The sequence below is a fragment of the Acetobacter oryzoeni genome (assembly GCF_004014775.2).
Lineage (GTDB): Bacteria > Pseudomonadota > Alphaproteobacteria > Acetobacterales > Acetobacteraceae > Acetobacter > Acetobacter oryzoeni.
Genome location: NZ_CP042808.1, coordinates 829,714 through 852,425 on the forward strand (window position 1 = coordinate 829,714; position 22,712 = coordinate 852,425).

The window sequence follows — 22,712 nt, forward strand, 5'->3', positions numbered from 1 at the left end:
GCACTATAGGGCGCATCCCCATACCGGGCCGGTGCGTGGAGCGGTGATTATGAAAAGACTATTGCGAAGGTACAGAAAGAAAAGCCAGCTTGATAAGGAAATTCGCCACACGCCGCTGGAGGATGTGGGCGGATCTTCCACAGCGCAGAAAAAGAAGGAAGGCGGGCGTTTTTCCTTAAGCACGCGTGAAGCCGCCAAGCGTTTTAGAGCCCACGCGCTGGTGGAAGAAAAAGGCCACCACGATGTTGTGCGTGTGGGGCTGAAAGATAGCGTATGGACAGATCTGTACCATCACGCCCTGACAGCAAGCTGGCCTGCATTTACGGCTGTGGCTGTGTTTTCTTACCTGCTTATCAATTTTATATTTGCGCTGCTGTATATGGTCGCACCAGACCAGATTACGAGTGATAGCCAGCATACGTTGCTTTCACTGTTCTTTTTCAGTGTGCAAACACTTTCCACCGTGGGTTACGGGGGCATGACACCCGTAGGCATTTACGCCAATGCCATTGTCTCATTGGAAGTGTTTATCGGCATGATGCTGACAGCCGTGGCAACGGGGTTGCTCTTTGCCCGTTTTGCCCGGCCGCGTGCGCGTATCATGTTCAGTAATACCGCTGTTGTCAGCAGTGAAAGTGGTATTCCCGCGCTGTGTATTCGCATTGCCAATTTGCGTGTCAGCGTCATTCTTTCTGTGGATGTAGAAGTAGCGCTTTCCCGCTTGGTTATGGGGGAAAATGGGCATCTGGTGCGCAAGTTTGATCAGCTCTTGCTTGTGCAGTCTCATGTGCCAGTGTTGCGGTTTGCTTTTGTTATGGCGCATGTGATCGGGCCGGACAGCCCCTTACACGGCAAGACAATGGCAGAACTGGAGGCCGAAGAAGCCGAAATTATTGTAACAGTGACCGGCACGGATGAAGCCTTGGGCCAAACCGTATTTGCCAGAACGGCTTACAGGTTTGACCGTGTGCGCAATAACCATCGGTTTGTAGATATTGTGGTGTCCCGCCCTGATGGTCGCATTGCCGTGGATTACACACGCTTCCATGATGTAGAGCAGCACTAAGGGTTTTAGGCTGCCAGCCGGTCTGGGGCGTTGGTAAGATGAAAGCGCCGGGTTACATCCATAAATGTGGCATGGGCTGTAAACTCATGCCGCAAGACTTCCAGCGCCCCGATGGCCCGCACAAGATCTATTTGTTGAGAGAGATTTCGTTCTGCCATGGCAGCCGGTAACAGGGCCTGCATGGCTTGGGCAGAAGCAAGGGCAGGAGCCTGCGTGTAGCCTTTTATGTGGCTGATTGTTTCCAATACATGTGTAATCTGCTGGCATTGATTGGCAGATAAAAGCTTGTGAGACAGCACATTGTGCAGGCGCAAAATCAGCAGGCCGGTTGTCATCGCGCTCATGGCGCCTGTCAGATAGGCTTCCACCAAAGCGTTTGGATGGGTGCCAGCATGGCGAATAATCTGGGCTAGCCTATCGCCCGAACGGGCAATCCACTGGGCAGATGTAAAGGTCATGCGGCCTTTGGCCATCAGGCGCAGATCACGCACCATTCTGCGGCGGAGCCTCCACCGTTCTCCTGCAGGATCAAACGGCAACACAAGGCGGAAAGCCCATATCCCCAGCCCAATACCCAGAACAACAGCGGGGGTGGTGTTAAACCACGTTATTTCATCCATGCGGGTGTGGTTGGCTGGCCCCACCATAAAGGGCAGGAAGTTATTATAGGCCGCCGCTGTGCCTGCAATGCTGCCTGGGGCACGTAAGGCCAGCCCGCCCACCAGCATGGGAAAAAAGAGTGATGCCAGCAGAGTTTCCACCCCAGATTGCTGAGGCAGTACCACAAAGCTGAGAATGAACGAAATAACAGCCGCCCATACCGCGCCACGGAAAAAGCCGCTGGCCGCATGTACCGGGTCTTCAAATGAAGAAAAGCGTGTGGTGGTTACAGCCACAAACATGGCAAGGGTAGAACCATCGGGCCATGCTGTTACTTCCCATAACAAGCCACCTGCGCAAATGGCAGCTGCAGAGCGGATGCCATTATTGGTGGCCAGCAGCACATCTTTTTCAGGGTGACGGTCAAATCGAAAGTGGTCGGCTCTGCTGGGGGCTTGGGTGGCAATAAAGTGTTCCAGAACGAGGTCTAGTTCCATCAGCAGTTTGGCGAGGGCAGATTCCAGAATACGCCCTTCCAGCAGGTCGCGCCGTTGCTGCTGGGTGGCGGGCGCATCCTGCTGTTGCAGGAGTTGAAACCGTATGAGCCTCTCAATGCCGCGTTGTTGGCTGCGGGTGCGGTAAAGCCGGATTTGCGCGCGCGCCCGTGTGGCAGAGCTTATGGTGGCATCTTGTTCCAGCTCTGCCGGTAAGGAGGTGAGAAGCGCGCAAATATCATCAATAGCCTGCTGGAAGTCTGGCGGTACGGGGGCGGCGGCCTGCATGTGAATATGCAGTGTCATCCCACGGGCCAGAAAGGCAGAAACGGCATTCAGGCTGGCGCGTGCGTGGTCTCCCGCATGGTTGTGGGGGCCCATTTCAATTTCACTGAATTCTGTCTGATCTGCCAGTGAAGGAATACTTCCCAACAAGGCGCGGGAGCGTAACAGCCCATCGGGCTGGTTGCGCAACAGCCCTTGCACACCTGCACATGCTCCTTGTAGCGCGCCCAGTAGGCGCTCTCGCATTTCCTGTTGGGCCACGTGTTCAAGGCGCGGGGCAAACAGGGCGGCCAGCAGGCTTTCACACACAATACCCAGCGTAATGTAAGTGGTGCGGGAAAGCGCAATCATAAACACGTTGTCGGGCTGATTAGCTGCGCTTAGCACAATAATGGTGGTGGTGAAGGACACCAGAACCAGCGCGTAAGACCGAAAGTTGCGCAGGAATGTTGCAATGGCACAGCAACCACCTGCCCATAGGGCAAGAAACGGAAAAACAAGCCCCGGCTCCTGCGGAAGCGCAGCCAGAAACGCAATGCCGGCTACTGCGCCAATACAGGTACCAATTAATCGCCATTTGGCTTTGGAAAGACTTTGCCCGCGAGAGTTCTGAGCCACAATCCATGTGGTCATGGCGGCCCATTGGGGGCTGTCCATTTCCATCCACAGGGCCAGGCTTAAGGCAATAAAGGCCGCTACGGTGGTGCGGAGGGCAAAGCCCAGATCAGCCGGGGCCGGGGCAATCAGCCATGCCAGCGGAAAGGATGAGCCGCTGTGTATTCTGGCATGCAGGCCGCGATACCACTGTAATGGAAATGAAAATGAAACCACGCAGCCAGATGCCCCAGATTGAAGATGTTGTTATAACAATTTCTTGAGCATCTGACAAAAAAAGAGCCGGAACAAAAGCCCGGCTCTTTAACAGCTTGATTTGAAGGATGTTTATACAGCGCGATAGGGCTTGGAGGCATCCAAAAACACGGCGTTGGCGTCCAATTCGTGCGAGACCACAATTAGATATGCAATTGCGCGTGTCAGTTCGATACGGGTGGAAATATTGGGTTCCATGGCTTCCATGCGGCGCAGGGCAGATGTTGCAACCCGTGCAGCGTGTGCCGTGTGGCCATATTTACCTGTAAAGCGGCTCATACGTTTCATAACAATTTCGATGGCGCGCTTGGCTGGTGGCGGAATCTGGTTGCGCTTCAGCAGCATACGCAAACGGATAATATTCAGCCCGATGGTCATGGCTGCCAGTGTGCCCTGCAAACACCCTTCAATAGTGGGGGAAGGCGTGGGGCCAGCATGGCGGATTAGGCGGGCAAACCTATCAATATTGCGGCCAATCCAGTCTCGCGTTTCGGGCATGGGCTCGGCCGATGCCAATGTGCGCAGATCATGCAGCATGGTGCGGCGCATGCGCCAGCGTTCTGCATTATTGTTAAAGGGCAGCACGGCCCGGAAAATCAGCACAGCAAAAAACACGCCCAACAACACAGCCGCAGTGGAGTTAAACCACGCCACTTCGTTCTGCCGGCCTTGGTTGAGCGGATGCACAAAGTTGGGCAGCAGCAGCGTATAGGCCGCAGAATGCAGTGCTGTGCCAGCATTACGGGCAGCAAGGCCGCCGGCAATCATGGGCAGGGCGAGTGAGCCCACCAGCATTTCGTAATCTGCCTCTGTGGGCAGTACAAGAAACACCAGAAAGAATGAAACAATAGCCGCCCATATGCCACCCACCATGAATTGTGAAGAGGCAACAACAGGGTTTTCTCGGGTTGCAAACAGCCCGCAAACAATGGCCACAAAGGTAATAAAGCCCAAACCAGCGGGCCACGCCGTACACTCCCACACCAGCCCGGCAGCCGTAATGGCCACCATGGCACGCACGCCATTATAAACGGCTTCGCGCTTATCTACGTGGGCTTGCAGACGGAAGTGGAAGTGATCCCCACGGATAAAGTGCTGGCTGGCATCATATTCCCGGATAGCCTGTTCCAGTTCACCCAGCAGTTCATCCAGTGCGTTGTGCAGGATGCGGCCATCCAGCAGGGCGGGAATATCTGTATCGTTTGCGGGGTTGTCATCAAACGCCGTGTCAATTTCCTGCGAAAGCGCATCCACCACACGTTGATGGCATTCAGCGCGCAGTAATTGCAGATCATGCAGCAATTCCTGCACGCTTTCATCGGAATCCAGCCGGTTGGGAACGGTTGTCAGAAACTCGCTCACATGGGCTGCGGTCTCGCGGAAAGCGGGCTGGTCTGTCTGCACATATTGCAGGCGCACAGCCATACCCAAACCGCGCGAAAGCAATACGGAAACCGCAGCCAGTGCGGCACGCGCGTGGTCCCCTTCATGCCCGTGCGGGCCCATTTCCACTTCGGAAAACTCGATCTGGTCATTAATCGAAATCAGCGGGCCAAACATGGCGCGGGAACGCACCAGAGCTTCCTCATCCCCCGCCAGCAGGCTGGAAACCGAGGTGGACACGTTGGAAAGTGCTGTGCGCAGTTTATCGCGCATGTTGCGGCGTGCTGTTTCTGCCAGATTATGGGCAAACAGGCCTGCCAGCGTGCCCTCACACACAATGCCCAGCACAATGTAAGATGCGCGGGACATGGCTGTCATAAACACGTTTTCTGGGTGCGGAATGGCGCCAATGGCAATAATGGCGGTGGTATAACCGGCCAGCACCAGTGCGTAGGAACGAAAGTTACGCACCAATGTGGCCATGGTGCAGCATACGCCAACCCAGATGGACAGAATGGGGAAGAACAGCCACGCATTCTGGTTAAAGGCCGAAATAAGGGTAATGGACATCACCACCCCTATGGCCGTGCCCACCAGACGCCATCGGGCTTTGGAAAGACTTTCCCCGCGGGAGCCTTGGGCCACAATCCAGACAGTCATGGCGGCCCATTGTGGGTCATCCAGTTCCATCCACAGGGCAATCACCAACGCCAGAAGGGCTGCGGCCGTGGTGCGCACGGCAAAACCGATAGCGGCAGGGGTGGGGGAGATCAGCCAAGCAAAGGGCATTTTTCCGCGTTCACCCGGCCTGTGCAGGGGGCGGAAATTGCGCAGGGGGCCGATCCGGTCAAGGATAAACAGAGGGAGACTGGGCACGGCGACTATTTTATCCTGACAACGAAAAACAGGGAGGAACGCCGCACAGGGTAGCCTGATTCCCTGCTTTTTCCTTGTGGGTTCAGACGCATATCAGCTATCAGTCTTCCGGCGATGAACGCGCGTGGGATCGGAAATTATTTATAAATCTTGCGCATATAAGCTATCATGTTCCCAGATAGAAAAATACTGTGAATATACTATGTTCGCAGTAGAGGTAAGATAAACGAAAGTAGGCGCGATGTCTGATTTCCTTCAAAACATTCTTGGTAAGGTAGAAAGCGCTCTGGGCGTAGATGTGCAGGGGGCATTGCAGCAGCAGTTGCAATCTTTGCTACAGCCGCAGAATCTGGAAGCGCTGCTTACGCGGGCAGATCAGGCCGGTCTGGGTGATAAAGTGCGTTCATGGGTAAGCCAGGGTGGCAACGTGCCTGCCACGCCAGATGAAATTCGCGCCATTCTGGGCAGCGATATGGTGCATAACCTGATTGAAAAAACCGGCCTGCCAGCAGATACCGTGCTGACAGCTCTGGCACATTTTCTGCCAGCCGCCGTAGATAAGCAGACCCCACAGGGCGTGCTGCCAGAAACTGGTGCAGAAACCAAACAGGCGTAATATTTTCTGCACGCCTGCAATGCGCATGTGTTGAAGGCGTGCATCCTGCGTATGAATCCGGTAGAATTACGCCATGGATTTGGGCGAACGCATTAAACGCATGGATAGCTGGCTGCTGGATGATGTCTGCCAGCCTTTGGCAGATAAGCTGCCAGAACGTCTGACCGCTTTTGAAGTGGGGATGAGCTGCCAGCTCGGCTCTTTGCTGTTATCTGCCGTTTCCATTATTGCCGTGTTTGTTGTGACAGGCATGAATGATTTTGGAAACATGATCTTCAACGTGCTGGTCTGGGCGTTGTGCGTTACGTTTTTTATTGGGTTGGGCCGCTTGCGTGTATTGGTGCAGCCGGGCAAAGCCAACCCCTTGCGCTACATGCTGATTAGCGTGCGCATTATCTCTATTCCGTTTACATTTTACGTGATTTATCAAGCCATTACATCGCCGGTCACGTTTAGTTCGGCTATGTGGTTTAACGCGTTTTCCAATATTGTTTTTGTAGTGGGGCTGTATTTTATTTCCTGCCAGCCCCGTCCGCCCCAGCGCCGGGCGAAGGAAGAAATCTGGAGCCGTGTTATGGCCCCAGAAGGCAGCGGTCTTTAACGCTTAAAATGTAATGGGAAACAGCCGATCAGGGGGTATCCTGATCGTGCTCTCCCTGTGCAATACGTGCCTGCACGGCACTGCGCCATGTTGCATCCTGCGGGGCGGTATCCAGTGCCTTGCGGAAAAGGGCGAGCGCTTGCGGCGTAACCTGATGATTGGTGCGCGTAATGGCTTCTGCCGTGCGGGCAGCCAGTTCAGCATCAAAACCCATATCTAAGGCATGGTTCCACGCATCCGCAGCTTCAGCATAATGCTCGCGGGAGGCCTCAACCTGCCCAAGCAGCAGATACCCTTGGCGCAAAGCGGGGTCACCGGGTGGCAGTGTGGCCAATGTCTGCTTTAGGCGAGCCACCAGCATGTCATTTTTTGTGTCCTGCATATGCTCGGCAGCAAGGCGAGGCCCAAGTGGCTGCGCAGGCAGGGAAGGCACGCCGTTTGTCAGATACAGGCCTACGGCCAGCACAGGGGCAAGCCCAAGGCCAATCCAACCCACCGTGGCGGCGCGAGAATTATCGGCGGAGGATGGTGCCTTATCCGCCGCCAGAATACGGCGCTGAATTTCCAACCGTGCAATTTCATGCTCCGCCGGGGCTATCAGCCCGATTGTGAGGTCACGATCCACCTCAGCCAACTGGGCTTCGTGCAGGGCAAGGGCGGCGCTGCGTTCATCCCGCACGGTGCGGGTACGTTTCCATAAAGTAGCGCAGGCAGGAGCCAGAGCCAGCAGGCTGAGCAGGGCAATGGAAAGCCAGATCATGGGGCGTTATCCTTATCCTTTGTCAGCTGGGCCAGCCGGGTTTTTTCTTCTTCTGTCAGCGGAGGCGGAGAGGGCGGAGCAGCTGCACGACGGCGATAAAAGATAAAGGCCGAGACAAGCCCCAACAGCAACGCCAGAACGGGCATGCTCCATAACAACAAGGTGCTGAACGAAAACGCTGGTTTCAGACGGATGAAGTTGCCATAGCGGTTTACCATCCAATCCATGATCTGCTGGTTGTTTTCACCTTTGGCAACGTGTTCACGCACCACGCGGCGCAGGTCTCGCGCCAAGCCGGCACTGCTGTCCTCAATGGATTCATTCTGGCAGACAAGGCAGCGCAGTTGCGAGCCAATGGCCTCGGCCCGTGCTTCATCCTTGGGGTTGGGCAGCATTTCCATGGGGTCATCCACCGCCAGCACCAGCGCAGGTGCCGCAATAAGGGAGAACCCAACGCAGGAGGCTGCCAGAAAACGGCGCATGTTCATGGCGTTTTCAACTTTTCAACCAAGGGTAGGAGTGTCTGGCTCAGAATATCGTCCGTAAGAGGGGCCGCCGTGTGCCAGCGGATAACGCCGCCGGGGCCAATCAGGAATGTTTCCGGCACGCCAGAAATACCCCATTCAATTCCCACACGTCCTTCATGGTCACTCCCAAGGCGGGAGAACGGGTTGCCGGAATGTTTAAGAAAGTTTTCTGCGTTTTCTGACCTGTCCTTGTAGGCAATGCCCCACATGGTCAGCTTGTCTTTCAGCGTCATCAGGGTTGGCATTTCCGCAAGGCAGGGAATGCACCATGAGGCAAAAAAGTTCACCAGCACAGGCTGCGTCAGGTTACGTAAATCCTGCGTATTAAAGCCCTGCATGGGGGCCTGATCTGGCAGCGTAAAATCCGGCACCGGGCGGTTCAGTACCGGTGCGTTGATATCATGCGGGTTGAAGGAACCATGCTCCATGCCGGAAAGCATTTTCCAAAACGCAACGCCAACAACGCCAGCCCCTGCCAATGGCAAAGCCATAAGTAGCCGACGGCGGGATGCATTGGGAGGTGTTTCTGAATTGCTCATGATGCTGCACTCATTTCGGCAGAAGATTTGGCACGCTGCGGCGCACCCACACGCACACGACGGTCAGATAGCGAAAGCGCGCCACCAAACGCCATAACCAGTGCACCCAGCCACATCCATGGGGCCAGCGGGTTGTAATGCAGGCGCAGCACGTAGGTGGGGTTGCTATCCGGCCCGTGTTTGTCACCCAGCACACCATACAGATCTGCCAACAGGTTGGTATGGATGGCAACATCGGTTGTGGTCTGATTTTGCGTATTAAAGCTGCGTTTGGAAGGGTGCATAACGGTAATAAGGTGCCCGTTACGCCGCACTTCCAGCGTGCCCACCATGGCAGTGTAGTTTGGCCCCGGTTCCTGCTTTACGTTTGTCAGTGTCCAGTCATACCCAGCTAGATGTTCTGTGGTGCCAATGGGCACTTCCACAATTTTATGCTGGGCCTGAGACATGGCAGAAAGCCCAAGCACCGTAATGCCCACGCCAATATGTGCAATGGCCGTGCCAATAATGGCACGCGGCAACATGCGCGCACGCTGCACGCTTGTGGCAAACGGCGCACGGAACAGGCGCACACGTTCCACAACATCCGTAATGGTGGATGCAATAATCCAGATAGCTGCCGCTGCGCACAGAATGGGCAGAACGCCAGAAAGCTTAAAGGCCGCAACGGCGCAGGCAATGGCGGTGATAACAGCCGCCACCCATAGCTTTTGCAAAATGGGCCAAAGCTGCGCGCGCTTCCACGGTAGCATGGGGCCAAACCCCATGAAGATGAACAGCGGCAATGCCAGCGGAATGGTGGTGGCATCAAAAAACGGCTTGCCCACAGAAATGGTGCGGTCAAACAGCAGAGACATAAATGGCGGATACATTGTACCCGTGAGCACCACAGCGCAGAGCGAACACAGCAGAATGTTGTTCAGCACCAATGCCCCTTCGCGCGAGACCGGGGCAAACAGCCCGCCGGAAGTAAGGGATGGCGCGCGGTAGGCAAACAGCGCCAGAGAACCCCCAATGACCACTGCCAGCAGGCCCAGAATGAACACGCCACGCGCAGGATCGTTTGCAAAGGCATGCACGGAGTTCAGGATGCCCGAACGCACAAGGAAGGTGCCGGAAAGCGAGAACGAGAACGTGCCAATAGCCAGCAGCACGGTCCAGATTTTAAGGGCTTCGCGCTTTTCCACCACAATGGCGGAGTGAATAAGGGCGGTACCTGTCAGCCACGGAATGAGGGAGGCATTTTCCACCGGGTCCCAAAACCAGTAACCACCCCAACCCAGCACGTAATAAGACCACCAGGACCCCATGGCGATCCCGCAGGTAAGAAAGCACCAAGCGGCCACGGCCCACGGGCGCACCCACCGGCCCCATGCAGCATCCACCCGGCCTTCCAGCAGGGCAGCAATGGCAAAGGCAAATGGCACGGCAAAACCCACATAACCCGTGTAGAGAATAGGTGGATGAAAAGCCAAGCCGGGGTCTTGCAGCAGGGGGTTCATGCCTTGCCCATCCATGGGGGCAGGCCAGATGCGGGCAAACGGATCAGACGTGGTCAGGCAGAACAATTCAAACCCGGTAGCCACCAGCCCCAGCACGCCAATAACGCGGGCACGCAAAGCGGAAGGCAGGTTGCGCCCAAAAGCCGCAACAGCTGCGCCGCACAGGCCCAGAATAAGCGCCCATAAAAGAATGGAGCCTTCGTGGTTCCCCCATACGCCGGTAATCTTATACAGCAGCGGTTTGGAAACCGCGCTGTTGGCCGCAATGTTCTGGACAGAAAAATCATCCGTAACAGCGGCGTAAACCAGACAGAGGAAAGAGGTTAGCAGCGCAATAAGCTGGCCAATGGCAAGGCCGGGGGCCAGTGCCATTAGCCGCACATCGCGGCGGCGTGCACCCATAAGGGGGAGAATACCTTGTATGGCAGCAAGCACGCAGGCCAGCGCAAGGGCGTAGTGTCCGAGTTCGGGGCTCAGCATGTCAGGGGGTAGGCTCCCGCTTTTTCAGGTCTGTATATTAGTTGGTGGCAGGCTGGGTGGCGGTGTTTTTGCGGGCATCCTGCACCGTCATTTTGTTCCAGCTATCCGCACTGGGTGGCGGGCCAAAGCGTGGGTCCCACTTTCCGGCCTTTTTCAGGGCCTCGGCCACTTCCTTGGGCATGTAGGTTTCGTCATGCTTGGCCAGCACTTCGGTGGCGGCAAAATCATGCGAGGGCTGCACCGTGCCAATGGCCACAACGCTTTGGCCTTCACGGAACAGGTCTGGCAAAATACCTTCGTAATGCACGGTTACTGCGGCTTGACCATCGGTCACGTTAAACGTGGCAACAGGTGTTTCACCCTTGCGCTCACGATGGACAGACCCAGCCACCACCATGCCGCCCAGCTTGACGGTTCTATCCTTGGGCGGAGGTGAGGCCATAACCTGCGAAGGTGTTACAAAAAATACGATATCGGAAGAAAAAGCCCGCAGGATCAAAGCTGCGGCAGTGCCAAGGCACGCCACGCAGGCAATGACAAGCCAGAGGCGACGGGTTTTGCGGGTCATGATTGTGGAGCGGCTCCTGCCTTGCGGGGGGCTTTTTGTTCAAGGGTGGCCAGCCGGATGCGGTCTCGCTTCAGGCGCAGGGCGGCGCCAACGGAAAACACAAGCGCCATAATGGCAAACAGGCCGTAGCTGGCGGCAATATAAGGCAGATGGGTCATGCAGCGTTGCCTCTACGGCGGGGGGAGGACAGCAGGGCGCGAATACGGCTTTCCATTACGGCGGCGCGGGTGCGGGCCACAACAATGGCAGCAAAGCCAAGCCCCATGCCCAAGGCAGACAAAGCCAGAGGCCACAGCATGGAAGAAGACATGGTGGGCGCGCCCGTAAGGGTAATGCTGTCTGGCTGGTGCAGGGTATTCCACCACTGCACACTAAACTTGATAATGGGCAGATCAACCGCACCGGCAAGGGCCAGAATGGCGGCGGCCTTATAGCCACGCTGCGGATCATCAAACGCCCGAATAAGCGCGATATGGCCCAGATACAGAAAAAACAGCACCAGAACGGAGGTCAGCCGTGCATCCCATACCCACCACGTGCCCCACATGGGCTTGCCCCAAAGGGACCCCGTAGCAAGGCAAAGTGCGGTGATGGAAGCGCCCACAGGCCCAATTTCCACCGCAGCCAGATCAGCCAGCGGGTGCCGCCATACAAGGGAGAGTAGGCCGCATATGGCCAACCCGGCATATCCGGCAGAAGCCAGCATGGCGGCAGGCACATGCACATACATGATGCGCACGGAATCGCCCTGCTGCCAGTCTGCGGGGGAGAAAAATAGCCCCCAGCCCAGCCCCGTAAGGGTAAGAATTATAGCAGGCCACGTAAGCCACGGCTGAAGGCGTGCCCCCAGCTTAAGAAACTGGCCGGGATTGGCATACCGATGGAAAAAATTGCCGGTACGCGCGACAAAGGTCGGAGAGGCGCTCAAAAGTCAGTCCGTTCCATCTGTATCTGGTTCAATCCTGTGGTCTTCCTCTTTCACCTCCCGTGTGGAAGTGGGAAAAGGACTACCTGTGTCCCCTTTTACAACATTCCGTGCCTCTTGACACGATGCAGTTGTTCATGGGCGTCTTGCCCACACAACACAACGGAGGAAATTATGCTGTTTGCCATTACCTGTACGGATCGCCCCGGCGCGCTGGAACTGCGCAAGGCTACACGTGCGCAGCATCTGGCATTTCTGGAAGCCCATAAAGACGGTATCCTGTTTGCAGGCCCGCAGTTAGATGCCAACGGCAACCCCTGCGGCAGCCTTGTTTTGCTGGAAGCGCCAGACCGCGCCACGGCAGAAGGTTTTGCGGCGGCAGACCCGTATGCAAAGGTAAACCTGTTTGAAAGCGTGATTATTCGCCCGTTGCGGACCGTGTTCCGTGATGGCCAGATGGCCGAATAATCATGGCCTATTGGCTGGTGAAAAGTGAGCCAGATGCCTTTAGCTGGGATGAGCAGGTGGCCAATGGCGTGGAGCCATGGACAGGCGTGCGCAACCATCAGGCTAAAAAGAACCTGGCGGCCATGAAGGCGGGAGACCGCGCTTTTTTCTACCATTCCAACGTGCAGCGCGCCATTGTTGGCGTGGTGGAAGTGGTGCGTGAAGGCTACCCGGACCCAACGGCAGAAACCGATAAATGGGTATGTGTGGATGTAAAAGCCATAGCCCCCATGCCCACGCCGGTAACGCTGGCGCAAATCAAGGCAGAACCTACGCTGGAAGATCTGGCTTTGGTGCGGCAGTCCCGCTTGTCTGTCTGCCCCGTATCGGCAGAACACTGGCAGATTTTGTGCGACATGGGCGGGTGGCAGGAGCCAACCTGAAACACAGCCCGTGTTCACGATATTTTGTAGTGTGTGGGTCAATACAAACCAACAAAAAAGGCCGCTCCATAAAGGGCGGCCTTTTTTGCAAACAGAGCAGAGCAGAAATTAGCTCTGAGTTGCCAGTGTCCATGCCTGAGCAGAGCGGTTGCCAGAACGGCAATAGGCAAAAATCGGGCCCGGCAGGGTGTTGATGGCTTCCTGCGTTTCAATCACGGCATCGGAAGAAGGCGTGAGCGGTGCAGAAACCGGAATGGCAATAAAGGAAAGACCAGCCTTGCGTGCGGCTTCACCAATGGTTTCAGCAGAAGGCTGACCGGCTTCTTCGCCATCCGGGCGGTTGCAGATAATGGTTTTGAACCCTGCATCCCGAATAAGCGGAATATCTTCCACCGTAATCTGGGGGGAAACTGCAAAATCGGGGGAAACAGAATGATACTGCATGAGACTATATATCCTAAAAGCTAAGCTAAAAAGAACAGCCGCAGAATGCGGCTTTTGGGCCTGAATGCAAGATCAAAGCAGCTAGACCCAAAAGCGTAGGCGCTGGGTATCTGTTTTAGCGGTGAATGAAGTACATATCGGAATACAGGTTTTTCAGCGCAGCATGGTCTGCCAGACAGTGGCGCACCAATAGGGCGCGCAGGCTGATAGCGGCCTGCTGCACGGCTGGGTCTGTGCTATTTGGGTGCAGGGCTGGGTAATGCTGCATACAGGCTTTTAGCGTGGGGTTGTTCATATCCACGCCAGAGCGGATCTTTTCTTTCAGCTCGTTATAGTAATCGGAAACTTCTTTATCAGAATCCCACAGCGGCACGGAGGTATCCACCTTTCCGTTGTGCATAAAGTAAGCCACCGTGAAAAAGCCTGTTTCAGGCGCTGCCGTGCCGGATTGAACTGTCATGCGGCAAGAGCGTTGTGAATATGGCGGGAAGCTTACGTCCGGCATGGCGGAAGAAGCCTGCACCTGTATGGCTGGCGCAGGGGTGTTGGGGTTGGGAGAGGCATCCTCAACATCAGCACCACCGGCTTCATGTGCCTTTTCCCATGCTTTGGCCACCAGAACGTGGAAACGGTCAGACTGGCACAGATCTGGTGCAGTGCGTGCTTCAGCCAGCCGGGTTTCATATGTCTGTTCCTGCGGGGTGGCGCAGGCTGCGGTTGCAACAACAGCCGCCAGCGGTGCCAGCCGCAGAAAGCGCCGTACAGAACGCTGGATGGATGAAGGATCGGTCATATCAGGATACTCCGCAATAAGGTGTGCGCCTGGATGGAGAACGGTATTTCTGCTTTGGAGTGTGTAAGGGCTTTATGCAAGCCTTACAACGGCGCGGGCCGCGTATGCAGGGCGGATAAGGTGCTGGGTGCTGTTTTTCGTGCCCTGTGCCTGTTATGATTATAACGGAATAGAGAAAAATAAGGCGCCAGAGTGCGTCGCTGCTTCGTTCGCAAACGGGCGTGGCATGCAGCAGGCAGGAGAGGCACGGATGAGCACACAAAAAACAGCAGGGAATGCCCTGGCCCCCATGCTTTTGGATGGGCACGAACTGGCAGAACTGGAACAGGCTCTGGCCGATGTGGAATCTGGCCGGGGCGTTCTGGTGCGTCTGGCAGACCTTATGGGCGGTGCCGTTGGGCATGCCGCACGTTTGGGCCTGCGCGGTTTGGGCATGGCCCCCAATATGGAAGAAAAAATGCGCGGGCTGGCAGAAACAGCCATTGCGCGTGCGTTTGATGTGGCCATTGTGGGCATGAAAGGCCCTGCAGATAGCCAGATGGCAGAAGCCCGCTGGCGTGGCCCGGCCTTGCAGGCCGCGGTAGCTGTTTCTGGCGCAGTGGGTGGCTTTAGCGGTTTGGCTGGTCTGGCCCCGGATATTGGTTTTACAACGCTGACAATCATGCGTGAAATTGCACGCGTTGCGCGGGAGGAAGGGGAAGACCTATCAGACCCGGATGCCCGCCGCGCCTGTCTGGAAGTGTTTGCGCTTAAAGCCTTCCCTAACAGCAGAACAGGCGAAGAAAGCGAACTGGGCTATTTCTCGGCCCGCGCCGTGCTGCGTGGCCGCCCGGTTGTGATGCTGATTGCCGAAGTGGCCTCTCATTACGGTTTGGCGCTTGGGCAGAAAATTTCTCTCCAGCTTATGCCTGTAGCAGGTGCGCTGTGTGGGGCCTCTTTGAACACGGCGTTCTTCAACCATTACCGTGCGCTGGCCCGTGCGCATTTCACCATTCGTCGGCTGGAGCGGGAACATGGGCCGGTTGTGCGTGATACCGCCATGTCCATGCGTGAAGATCTGGCTGAACGAGGGGCAGAGGCCTAAGCCATTTTGAGCGCAGGCTAGAGAGCTGCAAAAAGGCCAGCACCTTTACGGGCTGGCCTTTTTGCTGGTCAGGCGGGTTTTTTCTGCACCTTGCGGGGCGGTTCGCCCTCCAAAAACGTGGTGAGAATGGCAAACCCAAGCAGGGTGATGCCAATAACCTCGGCCGCCAGATGGTAATGCGGTGCCCAAAAGATGACGGCAAAGCACACCGCAATGCCAATCAGGCAAGACAGACGCATGTTCATGGCAAAAGCGGCTCCTTACGGCGTAACGGGGGAAGGCATGGGCAAGCCTTTTGCCAGAGCCTCCACATTGTCTAGCGCCAGCATACACATGGCGGTGCGTGTTTCTATGGTGGCGCTGCCTGCGTGTGGTGTCATGAAGATATTGGGCAGCGCTGTCAGCCGTGGGTTGGGGTTTGGTTCCTGCCGGTAAACATCCAGCCCAGCCCCAAACAGATGCCCAGATTCCAAAGCCTCTATCAGCGCATCTTCATCTACCAAGGAGCCGCGCGCCGCATTTACAAACACACTGCCCTTGGGCAGCAGGGAAAATGTCTGGCTGTTCATGAGAGGAGGCGCGGAAGGTGAGCCCGGCATGTGCAGAGTCAGCACATCGCAATGGGGCAGCATGTCTTCCAGCTTTTCAAAATAGGTGGCGCCGGCTTCTTCCGCGGCAGAAAGGCGGCTGCGGTTGTGGTAGAGAATGGTCATGTCAAAGCCGCGCGCGCGCTTTGCCACGGCCTGCCCAATGCGGCCCATGCCCACAATGCCCAGGCGCTTGCCGGTAACACGGTGGCCCAACATGCCGCCCATACCAAGGCCATGATGCCAGCCGTTTTTCATGAGCGTATAATATTCGGCAGCCCTACGGCAGGCGGCCAGAATCAGCATCATGCTTAAATCAGCGTTACAGTCTGTCAGCACATTTGGAGTGTTGGAAACAGCAATGCCGCGTTCATGCAGGGCGGGAAGGTCCAGATGGTCCAGCCCAACGCTTACGGTAGAAACCAGTTTTACGCAGTCTGGCAGCGCTTCCACATCCTTGCCTTTAAGGGGGGCATTATTGGTAACCACAACAGCAAAAGGCTGAAATTCTTTGGCTAATTCCAGAAGGGCCGGTGTTTTCAGGCTTCTTTCTGGCGGGAGCGGGGCTGTAAATTCTGCTTTAATACGATCTTCCGCAGCATCTAACAGGCGGATGGAGCGGATAAGGCGAGGTGCTTCTGTGCTCACAGGCAACTCCGTAGGCTGGTGAGTCGGTGGTTGTCTGGCGCAAGTTTGTGCCCAATGCGGGGTGGCATCAAGCGGGGGCAGACAACATATGGGCTATGACACTCCATAACGGCATGCAAAGCCAGAGGTTGCCTTGCCGTGCGGGATGATGGGTTGCAGGAAGGGAGCACGCAGCAGATGACACAGGAACTTACCCCCCAGATCATGCTGGGTGCATATGCGGCGGGGCTGTTCCCTATGGCATCTGGTGCAGCGGATACTACCCTGCGGTGGTATGACCCGGACCCACGCGGTATTTTGCCGCTGGATGGCTTTCATCTCCCGCGCCGTTTGCGCCGCACCGTGTTGTCTGGCCAGTTTGACGTGTGTGTGGATCGGGATTTTCCTGCCGTTATGCGTGCTTGCGCAGCCCCTGCACCGGGGCGAGAAACCACATGGATAAATGGTGATATCTACCGCCTGTTCTGTGCCTTGCATGACATGGGCTTTAGCCACAGTGTGGAATGCTGGCAGAACGGTGAACTTGTGGGCGGCCTGTATGGCGTAGCCCTTGGCGGTGCCTTTTTTGGGGAAAGCATGTTCAGCCGCACAACAGATGCCTCCAAAGTCGCCTTGGTGCATTTGGTGGCACGCTTGCGCCTGTGCGGGTTTGTTGTGCTGGATACACAATTTGGCACCGAACACCTTGCCCGCTTTGGGGGTGAGGAAATACCGGCAGCCGACTATAAAGCCATGCTGGAAAAGGCTGTAAGCATGCAGCCGCGCTGGCAGGAGAATATTCCGCCTGATGTGCTGGCAGCAGAAATCCGAAACATGTAAGTAACTGCCATATTCCGGCCCGTGGCATGCCCTAGTGTTGCAGCATGTTGCTTGCGCTCAAGGTATATAGCCACGCGCGGGCCCGTAATTTGAATGACTGGAATGGATGATATCATGAGCACACGCCTGTATGGTCGTATGCGTTTTTTTTGCCTGATGGGTGTTCTGGGGGCGGCTGTGCCTGTTGTGGGCACGGTGTTTTCCGGGCAGGCACAGGCACAGGTTGCGCTGGACCATCCGCGTTTAACGCCCGCGCGTGATGCCATTATTGATTACAGCTTTCAGCCCCAGCCCACAGCGCAGGATTTGCAAAACGGCGCCAAGCCGGACACCCCCGTGCCAACGCGCCATGTGCAGGTCATGTTTTCTGGTGATGGTGGGCTTATGCGCATCAACTACATGACAAGCATGGAAGGGGATGAAAGCCGCGGGGCCGTGATTATCAACCGTGCCTCGCAGGAGGTGCTGGTGATTTTGAATGACCGGCACATCTACACCCGCCTTGTGCAGCAGGAAGGCATCCGCAACCCGTTTTTGCTTGATCTGTCCATGCAGTTTACGCGTAAGGGGAGTGATGTTGTGGCCGGGCAACCTTGCACCGTCTGGGCGGCACAATCTGCCCAAGGGCAGGCCACGGCCTGCGTCACGGATGATGGTTTTATTCTTTCCCAAACCGGTATTGATGTGGATGGGTTGAATGGCCGTATCCGCGCCATGAAGGTATCTTACGAGCCTGTGCCAGACAGCGTGTTTCAGCCACCTGCAGGCTTTCAGGAAGTTAACCCGCATAGTGGCAACAAGAACAATGAAGGTTCGGCAGGTGCTGCACCAGCACAGCCTGCAGCACCCTCTGGCGTAGGGCCGATGATATCTGCCCCAGCTACAAATGGTACGGAAGGAACTCCGTAAGATGGTTGCAAAACGTTTGTTTGCAGGTGTGGGGTTTGTGCTGTTGGCAACTGCGGTGTCTGGCACAGTCGCCCACGCCCAGATACAGCCCCAGACACCAGAGCCAACACAGATAACCCCAGCTGATGCACCAGTGGTAACGCCATCTGTTGATGCAGATGTGTTGTATGAGCTCAACTCCGCCCAAGGTGATGCCCACACCCAGCAGCGTATGCGCTGGCAGGTCAGTTCCCTACGCCAGCGGCTGGACCCGCAGAATTCTGATGTGTTCATGATTACATCATGGACAGATCACACCCTTACGGTGGTGGATACCGCACGCAAGCGTGCCAGTGTCATGCCCGTGCCCGGCCCACAGCAGATTACACCCCCAGGGCAGCCCGCAGCGGCTGGCACCTATGCACGATTGGGGAATTCCGTTGTGGCGGGTGAACAGTGCACATTATGGCGCACAACGGATGCCGATGGGCACCCAACAGATGCATGCTATACGCCAGACGGCCTGCTTTTGCAGGTTGCACAGCAGGGGCAGGTTACGGTGCGCGCGCTGAGTGTAAGCCGAGCCACCCAGCCAGATAGCGTGTTTGCCATTCCGTCCGGGCTGAAGCGGGAAGCCCCTGCACACCCATAAGGTTTGATGTTTCGGGCGGCAGAAAACGGAAAAAGAGAACGTCGCCATGAAAATCCGCCCCAGCATTGCACTTTTTTATCTGTTTTTAGCTGGGGTAAGCCTGCCTGTGTTTGCGCTGGCGGATGATGGAAGTTCCGGCACGGTTTCCGTATGTTTGCGCGCAGATATTGCGCAGCCCCCACAAGCCATGCAGGTGGTGGCATCCGGCACCGTGTTTACAGCACAAACCAAAGCCGGTGGCCGCAAAGGTGGGGAAGAAAATGAGGCGCTGGTTACCACTGAAACCGTAACCCTTACCCATATGCAGCCATGTATGGATGCAGATGCCTCCTCCGTTATCTCGCACACGCGGCACTGGCTGGTTTCCCCCGTGCAGCCGCAATCTGGCGTGGTGTTTCATGCAGTGGGGGAAGTCAGCGGCAATGGTCTGGACACCGCGTTTGATGATGAAGGCACATCTTTTCGCGATATCGTGCGGGCAGGGGGCATTACCGCTACAGTGCACAGCCCGCTGACAGATGCCGTATCCCTGATGGAAGGGGCGGCTGATCTTCCACCCAATGCGGATGGAGAAGACCCCGCTATTGATGATAAATAACGCAGTCTTCTAAAGGGGCTGCCTCCGGGTTAAAAAATCCGGCGCAGCGCCCCGGGCAGGAAGATGGAATAGGGGTTTACGTGCAGGGACGGATTGTTCATCTGCCCAGCCACGCCAAACGTTACGGCAACAAGCCCGCCATCTTTTTCCGGGCTGAACATCCAGCCAATGCCCGGCAGCTTTCCGGGTAGTTTGTTAATGGCAAAAATAGGCACCACAGTGCCGCGTAAATCTATGCTGTTCTTATCCAGATTTACGTCGCCTTCAAGCGTTGCGCCCAGCGCGTTGTTGCCGGTTCTGCCATCGTGAATATTCAGCACGCCATCTTTGAAGGTTACGGGTAGCACAAGGTGTGTCACCATGAATTCCGATGTCTTGTGCGCTGCCAGCCAACCGTAAAACGAAATATTTCGTGCCATACGCAAGGCCGTTGGGGCTTTTTTAAGCACAAATGGCGTAACCGTTATGCGGCCATTAAACGGGGCAGAGGCCTCTGTATCATCAAAAGATCCGCTAAGAACGGCATGGCCGCCTTCAATATCTGGCAGAATGTTAAAGTCAGACAAAAATGCGCCCATGTCCGGGATGGAAACGCGCAGGTCTCGCCCCGCACCTTTGGGCGTAAGTGTCATGCTAACGGGGGTTGGCCCGTGCATGGCAAAGTACATTTTTTCCAGCCGCTGACCGTTATCCTCAAAATAGGCTTTAACAGCTTTTAAGGAGGGCTTTTCCGGGTTGTAGCGCAGTGTGTTGGCTGTCAGGTCAATCGCCCAAGCTGTTCCCGGCGGGCCGTGCAGTTTGCCTGTTGCAGCCTCTGGCACATGGTAGCCAGTGCTGGCGGGCTGTGCGGGTTTGGGGTCTGATGGATCACCCGTCACCAAAGGGGAAAGGTCTAGCATGTCTGCATATACGCCAACATGAATGACCGAGCCCGTTACACCTTTTTGCGGCAGTTCCAACATGGCGTGGCCGGTGGAATTGGCTACGCGGAAGGAAGATATAATCAGTTGGGGGGCATGGTTGGGGCGCAGGCGGGCCTTGCCGCGCACATCCAGATCCGGCCCAGTGGCCAGAATACGATCTACCGCAACAATCTGGCCATTCTTTAGCCCCAGCGTGGCATTGGCCTGCGCTGCACGGCCCGGTGCCTTGTGCCACAGTGGAATACGGATTTGGGAGTTCTTGAGGTTGAGGTTGATATCCACCAGCCCGTGGTGATCTCCATACTGGCGATAATCCACCACAGCATCAGCCGAACCACCAAAGTGGTCTCCCGTTGCAAAACCAGCGGCTGTTGCGGTTTGCGGCGTGATGCGAGATGTCAGATGCGCCTGTTCTAACAGCCCGGTGGGCGGCACCTGCCGGAAATCTGTTGAATAGGAGATATTGGAGGGCAGGCCACCTAATACACCATGCCCGGCAAGGGAAAGGCCATCTGCCGTGGCATCCAGCTTGATATCAGCACGTCTGACACCACGCCCAGCCACCACATTATCAAGCGATGCCTGTGTAATATCGGCATGGCCCTTAATTTCCATGTCATCAATGCTGACATCGTCTTTCAAGGGTAGGCTGAGCATGAGCTGAAGTTTGGCGCGCCCGCGCGGGTTACGAATATCCAGCGGGTGGCGGGCAAGCAGATGCAGGCGTGGTTCGGCCAGAAGGGACATAACATCCTGCAACTTGCCATCCAGCTGCGTGTTGATAATGCCGGTCTGGTCTTTTTTGGTCAGGCCCACAATGTCCATGCTGCCGGGGCCTGCGGCAATGCGGCCCGTGCCATTTTGGCCCACATTTTTGCCAGCACGGTCAACAAGCTGATAGCCGTGGTCAAACTTGATGCTCAGCTTGTCCAGTCCATCCACGTCCATATGGGCGTCCATACCCCGAAGCGGAGAAATGGGCCGCAGCCAGTGGATGGTCAGCCCCTTGGCATCTAGCCCGCCAGCAATGTTGCTAACATCCACACCATTCCAGCCCGTTTTGCTGGATAGGGAAACAACGGTGTGCAGGTTGTAGGCCACACCATCTGTAATGTTTTTGGTTACCCACTTTTTGCCGCCCTTGGCCGCCTTGTCTGGCCAGTAATAAACCAGATCAGGAAAGTACACCTGCGGAATATCGGCAGTAACCTGTCCGGAAACGGTGGTGGGGTTTATCAGATCCGTGGCATCCACTTGCCCGGATACGGCCAGATTAAGCCCTCTGGATTCATCTTCCGGAAGGTCTGGATTGCGCAGGTTTGCGGTAATGTTATGGACAATAATATGCGCAGGTGTGCTGCCATCCTTAAGATGGTCCAGCCGTAGGGTAATATTGGCAGAACCACCGTTTAAAAAGTAACGCGCCCCGGCGGCGGTTACCTTGCCGCTTTGTGCATCTGCATGCAGGTCCATTGCTCCCGGCATCAGCCAATCCGAACCCGGCGCAGGCAGGAAATTGACATCAGACGTAACCGCTATAGGCGTTCTGATGTGTTGCAGATCATGCGAGATATGGGAAAAGCTGGAAGGCTTAACGGCATTGGTTGCCAGATGCCATGTAATGCCCTTGCCATCTGAATCTGGCAGGCTGTTGGCTTTTACCTCTATGTGGCAATCAGGGTTTTCTTCCCCCGTTACGGCAAATTGCACGGCACCTGTCAGGCCCTTTTTGCCTTGGGCCGAGGCCATATGCAGCGTGGCATCTAGCGGAGAAGCTACCCAGTGCGTGCCAGTTAACTGGTCATTCATGCGCACAATGGCGTGGGAGATAACGGCACGGTCCAGCCCGGCGGTATCTACGCTTCCGCTATCACTTGCCCCAGCAGAAGGCGGGGTATCAAAATCAAACCCCACAGCCCCGTTTTTGCCGCGGCGGAGGGCAAGGTTTACGCCTTCCAATTCCACTGCGCGCAGGGCAATGCCGCCGTGCACCAAGGCTAGTGTATCCAGCGTAACGTGGGCCTCATGCACGGTATCAACAACTGTGCGGTCCGGCCCTTTAACCGCAATATCCTGCAGAACAAGCATGAGCGGCGATGTAAGGCCATCGCGCATACCGTTCCATTCCAGATAAGCGCGGCTAAGCCCCAATGTGGCAACAGGAGGCTGCTTTTTGCCGCCAGAAATAACGGTAACAGGCAAAAAGGGGCGCGCCAGTGGCGTAACATTTACTGGCCCCAGCGCCATGCGCGCAAACAGCAAGGCTGTACCCACAAGCGGCAGCCCAACCATGG

General features: G+C 56.1%; 24 protein-coding genes. 10 read left to right on the forward strand and 14 right to left on the reverse strand.

The window, feature by feature from the left end; translation table 11 throughout:
• Positions 1-31 precede the first annotated feature (31 nt).
• On the forward strand, positions 32-1,066 hold the full coding sequence (locus EOV40_RS04000; RefSeq protein ID WP_087651409.1) for an ion channel: 1,035 nt from the start codon (positions 32-34) through the stop codon (positions 1,064-1,066).
• Positions 1,067-1,071: 5 nt separating this feature from the next.
• Here EOV40_RS04000 and EOV40_RS04005 read toward each other — a convergent pair whose 3' ends face one another.
• The gene (locus EOV40_RS04005; protein ID WP_128105117.1) at positions 1,072-3,276 is read right to left on the reverse strand and encodes an FUSC family protein; all 2,205 of its coding nucleotides are present in this window, start codon (positions 3,274-3,276) and stop codon (positions 1,072-1,074) included.
• 111 nt (positions 3,277-3,387) lie between these two features.
• Positions 3,388-5,574 carry an FUSC family protein gene (locus tag EOV40_RS04010; RefSeq protein ID WP_128105118.1) on the reverse strand — a complete coding sequence of 729 codons (2,187 nt, stop codon included), beginning with the start codon at positions 5,572-5,574 and terminating at the stop codon, positions 3,388-3,390.
• Between the two features lie 241 nt (positions 5,575-5,815).
• On the opposite strand from EOV40_RS04010, the gene EOV40_RS04015 reads away from it, so the two are divergent.
• Complete coding sequence (locus EOV40_RS04015; protein ID WP_050819535.1) at positions 5,816-6,190, forward strand: YidB family protein; 375 nt, start codon at positions 5,816-5,818, stop codon at positions 6,188-6,190.
• Between the two features lie 73 nt (positions 6,191-6,263).
• Positions 6,264-6,791 (forward strand): hypothetical protein, encoded by a 528-nt coding sequence (locus EOV40_RS04020; protein ID WP_050819536.1) that lies wholly within the window; start codon positions 6,264-6,266, stop codon positions 6,789-6,791.
• A gap of 28 nt (positions 6,792-6,819) precedes the next feature.
• On the opposite strand, the gene ccmI is transcribed toward EOV40_RS04020, so the two are convergent.
• From ccmI to EOV40_RS04050, 7 genes are read right to left on the reverse strand one after another with little or no spacing between them, the layout of a single operon-like run.
• A complete protein-coding gene (gene ccmI, locus EOV40_RS04025) occupies positions 6,820-7,551 on the reverse strand; it encodes a c-type cytochrome biogenesis protein CcmI (RefSeq protein ID WP_128105119.1) in 732 nt (243 codons plus the stop codon).
• Positions 7,548-8,039, reverse strand: a complete 492-nt coding sequence (locus tag EOV40_RS04030) for a cytochrome c-type biogenesis protein (protein ID WP_050819537.1) — start codon at positions 8,037-8,039, stop codon at positions 7,548-7,550. The genes ccmI and EOV40_RS04030 overlap by 4 nt, the downstream gene beginning before the upstream one ends.
• Positions 8,036-8,617 (reverse strand): DsbE family thiol:disulfide interchange protein, encoded by a 582-nt coding sequence (locus EOV40_RS04035; RefSeq protein WP_128105120.1) that lies wholly within the window; start codon positions 8,615-8,617, stop codon positions 8,036-8,038. Before EOV40_RS04035 ends, EOV40_RS04030 begins: the two co-directional genes overlap by 4 nt.
• A complete protein-coding gene (locus tag EOV40_RS04040) occupies positions 8,614-10,599 on the reverse strand; it encodes a heme lyase CcmF/NrfE family subunit (RefSeq protein WP_050819539.1) in 1,986 nt (661 codons plus the stop codon). The genes EOV40_RS04035 and EOV40_RS04040 overlap by 4 nt, the downstream gene beginning before the upstream one ends.
• Before the next feature lie 37 nt (positions 10,600-10,636).
• Positions 10,637-11,167 carry a cytochrome c maturation protein CcmE gene (gene ccmE / locus EOV40_RS04045; protein WP_050819540.1) on the reverse strand — a complete coding sequence of 177 codons (531 nt, stop codon included), beginning with the start codon at positions 11,165-11,167 and terminating at the stop codon, positions 10,637-10,639.
• Entirely contained in the window at positions 11,164-11,325 is a 162-nt protein-coding gene (locus EOV40_RS14965; protein WP_003622625.1) for a hypothetical protein, read from the reverse strand. The genes ccmE and EOV40_RS14965 overlap by 4 nt, the downstream gene beginning before the upstream one ends.
• Positions 11,322-12,095: a heme ABC transporter permease gene (locus tag EOV40_RS04050; protein WP_006116085.1), complete on the reverse strand. Its 774-nt coding sequence runs from the start codon at positions 12,093-12,095 to the stop codon at positions 11,322-11,324. Before EOV40_RS04050 ends, EOV40_RS14965 begins: the two co-directional genes overlap by 4 nt.
• 171 nt (positions 12,096-12,266) lie before the next feature.
• Here EOV40_RS04050 and EOV40_RS04055 point away from each other — a divergent pair, with 171 nt between their 5' ends.
• Positions 12,267-12,560 carry a YciI family protein gene (locus EOV40_RS04055; RefSeq protein ID WP_003622630.1) on the forward strand — a complete coding sequence of 98 codons (294 nt, stop codon included), beginning with the start codon at positions 12,267-12,269 and terminating at the stop codon, positions 12,558-12,560.
• 2 nt (positions 12,561-12,562) lie between these two features.
• Positions 12,563-12,982, forward strand: coding sequence for an EVE domain-containing protein (locus tag EOV40_RS04060; protein ID WP_050819541.1), 420 nt, complete (start codon positions 12,563-12,565; stop codon positions 12,980-12,982).
• Positions 12,983-13,090: 108 nt separating this feature from the next.
• Here EOV40_RS04060 and EOV40_RS04065 read toward each other — a convergent pair whose 3' ends face one another.
• Both EOV40_RS04065 and EOV40_RS04070 read right to left on the reverse strand, forming a co-directional pair.
• Positions 13,091-13,426, reverse strand: a complete 336-nt coding sequence (locus EOV40_RS04065; RefSeq protein WP_003622634.1) for a TIGR01244 family sulfur transferase — start codon at positions 13,424-13,426, stop codon at positions 13,091-13,093.
• A gap of 115 nt (positions 13,427-13,541) precedes the next feature.
• A complete protein-coding gene (locus tag EOV40_RS04070; protein ID WP_128105121.1) occupies positions 13,542-14,219 on the reverse strand; it encodes a hypothetical protein in 678 nt (225 codons plus the stop codon).
• A 226-nt stretch (positions 14,220-14,445) separates the two neighbouring features.
• On the opposite strand from EOV40_RS04070, the gene EOV40_RS04075 reads away from it, so the two are divergent.
• A complete protein-coding gene (locus EOV40_RS04075; RefSeq protein WP_050819543.1) occupies positions 14,446-15,303 on the forward strand; it encodes an EcsC family protein in 858 nt (285 codons plus the stop codon).
• Positions 15,304-15,371: 68 nt separating this feature from the next.
• Here the strand turns inward: EOV40_RS04075 and EOV40_RS14970 are convergent, their stop codons facing one another.
• Positions 15,372-15,548 carry a hypothetical protein gene (locus tag EOV40_RS14970; RefSeq protein WP_167506847.1) on the reverse strand — a complete coding sequence of 59 codons (177 nt, stop codon included), beginning with the start codon at positions 15,546-15,548 and terminating at the stop codon, positions 15,372-15,374.
• A gap of 15 nt (positions 15,549-15,563) precedes the next feature.
• Complete coding sequence (locus tag EOV40_RS04080) at positions 15,564-16,538, reverse strand: 2-hydroxyacid dehydrogenase (RefSeq protein ID WP_128105122.1); 975 nt, start codon at positions 16,536-16,538, stop codon at positions 15,564-15,566.
• A 177-nt stretch (positions 16,539-16,715) separates the two neighbouring features.
• Here EOV40_RS04080 and aat point away from each other — a divergent pair, with 177 nt between their 5' ends.
• The 4 genes from aat to EOV40_RS04100 all read left to right on the forward strand — a co-directional run bounded on the left by aat (position 16,716) and on the right by EOV40_RS04100 (position 19,495).
• Entirely contained in the window at positions 16,716-17,357 is a 642-nt protein-coding gene (gene aat / locus EOV40_RS04085) for a leucyl/phenylalanyl-tRNA--protein transferase (RefSeq protein ID WP_128105123.1), read from the forward strand.
• A gap of 93 nt (positions 17,358-17,450) precedes the next feature.
• Complete coding sequence (locus tag EOV40_RS04090) at positions 17,451-18,266, forward strand: DUF4412 domain-containing protein (protein WP_208729262.1); 816 nt, start codon at positions 17,451-17,453, stop codon at positions 18,264-18,266.
• 1 nt (position 18,267) lies between these two features.
• Positions 18,268-18,897: a hypothetical protein gene (locus tag EOV40_RS04095; RefSeq protein WP_128105124.1), complete on the forward strand. Its 630-nt coding sequence runs from the start codon at positions 18,268-18,270 to the stop codon at positions 18,895-18,897.
• Between the two features lie 46 nt (positions 18,898-18,943).
• Positions 18,944-19,495, forward strand: a complete 552-nt coding sequence (locus tag EOV40_RS04100) for a hypothetical protein (RefSeq protein ID WP_128105125.1) — start codon at positions 18,944-18,946, stop codon at positions 19,493-19,495.
• 29 nt (positions 19,496-19,524) lie between these two features.
• On the opposite strand, the gene EOV40_RS04105 is transcribed toward EOV40_RS04100, so the two are convergent.
• Entirely contained in the window at positions 19,525-22,710 is a 3,186-nt protein-coding gene (locus EOV40_RS04105) for an AsmA-like C-terminal region-containing protein (protein ID WP_208729299.1), read from the reverse strand.
• Between the last annotated feature and the right edge of the window lie 2 nt (positions 22,711-22,712).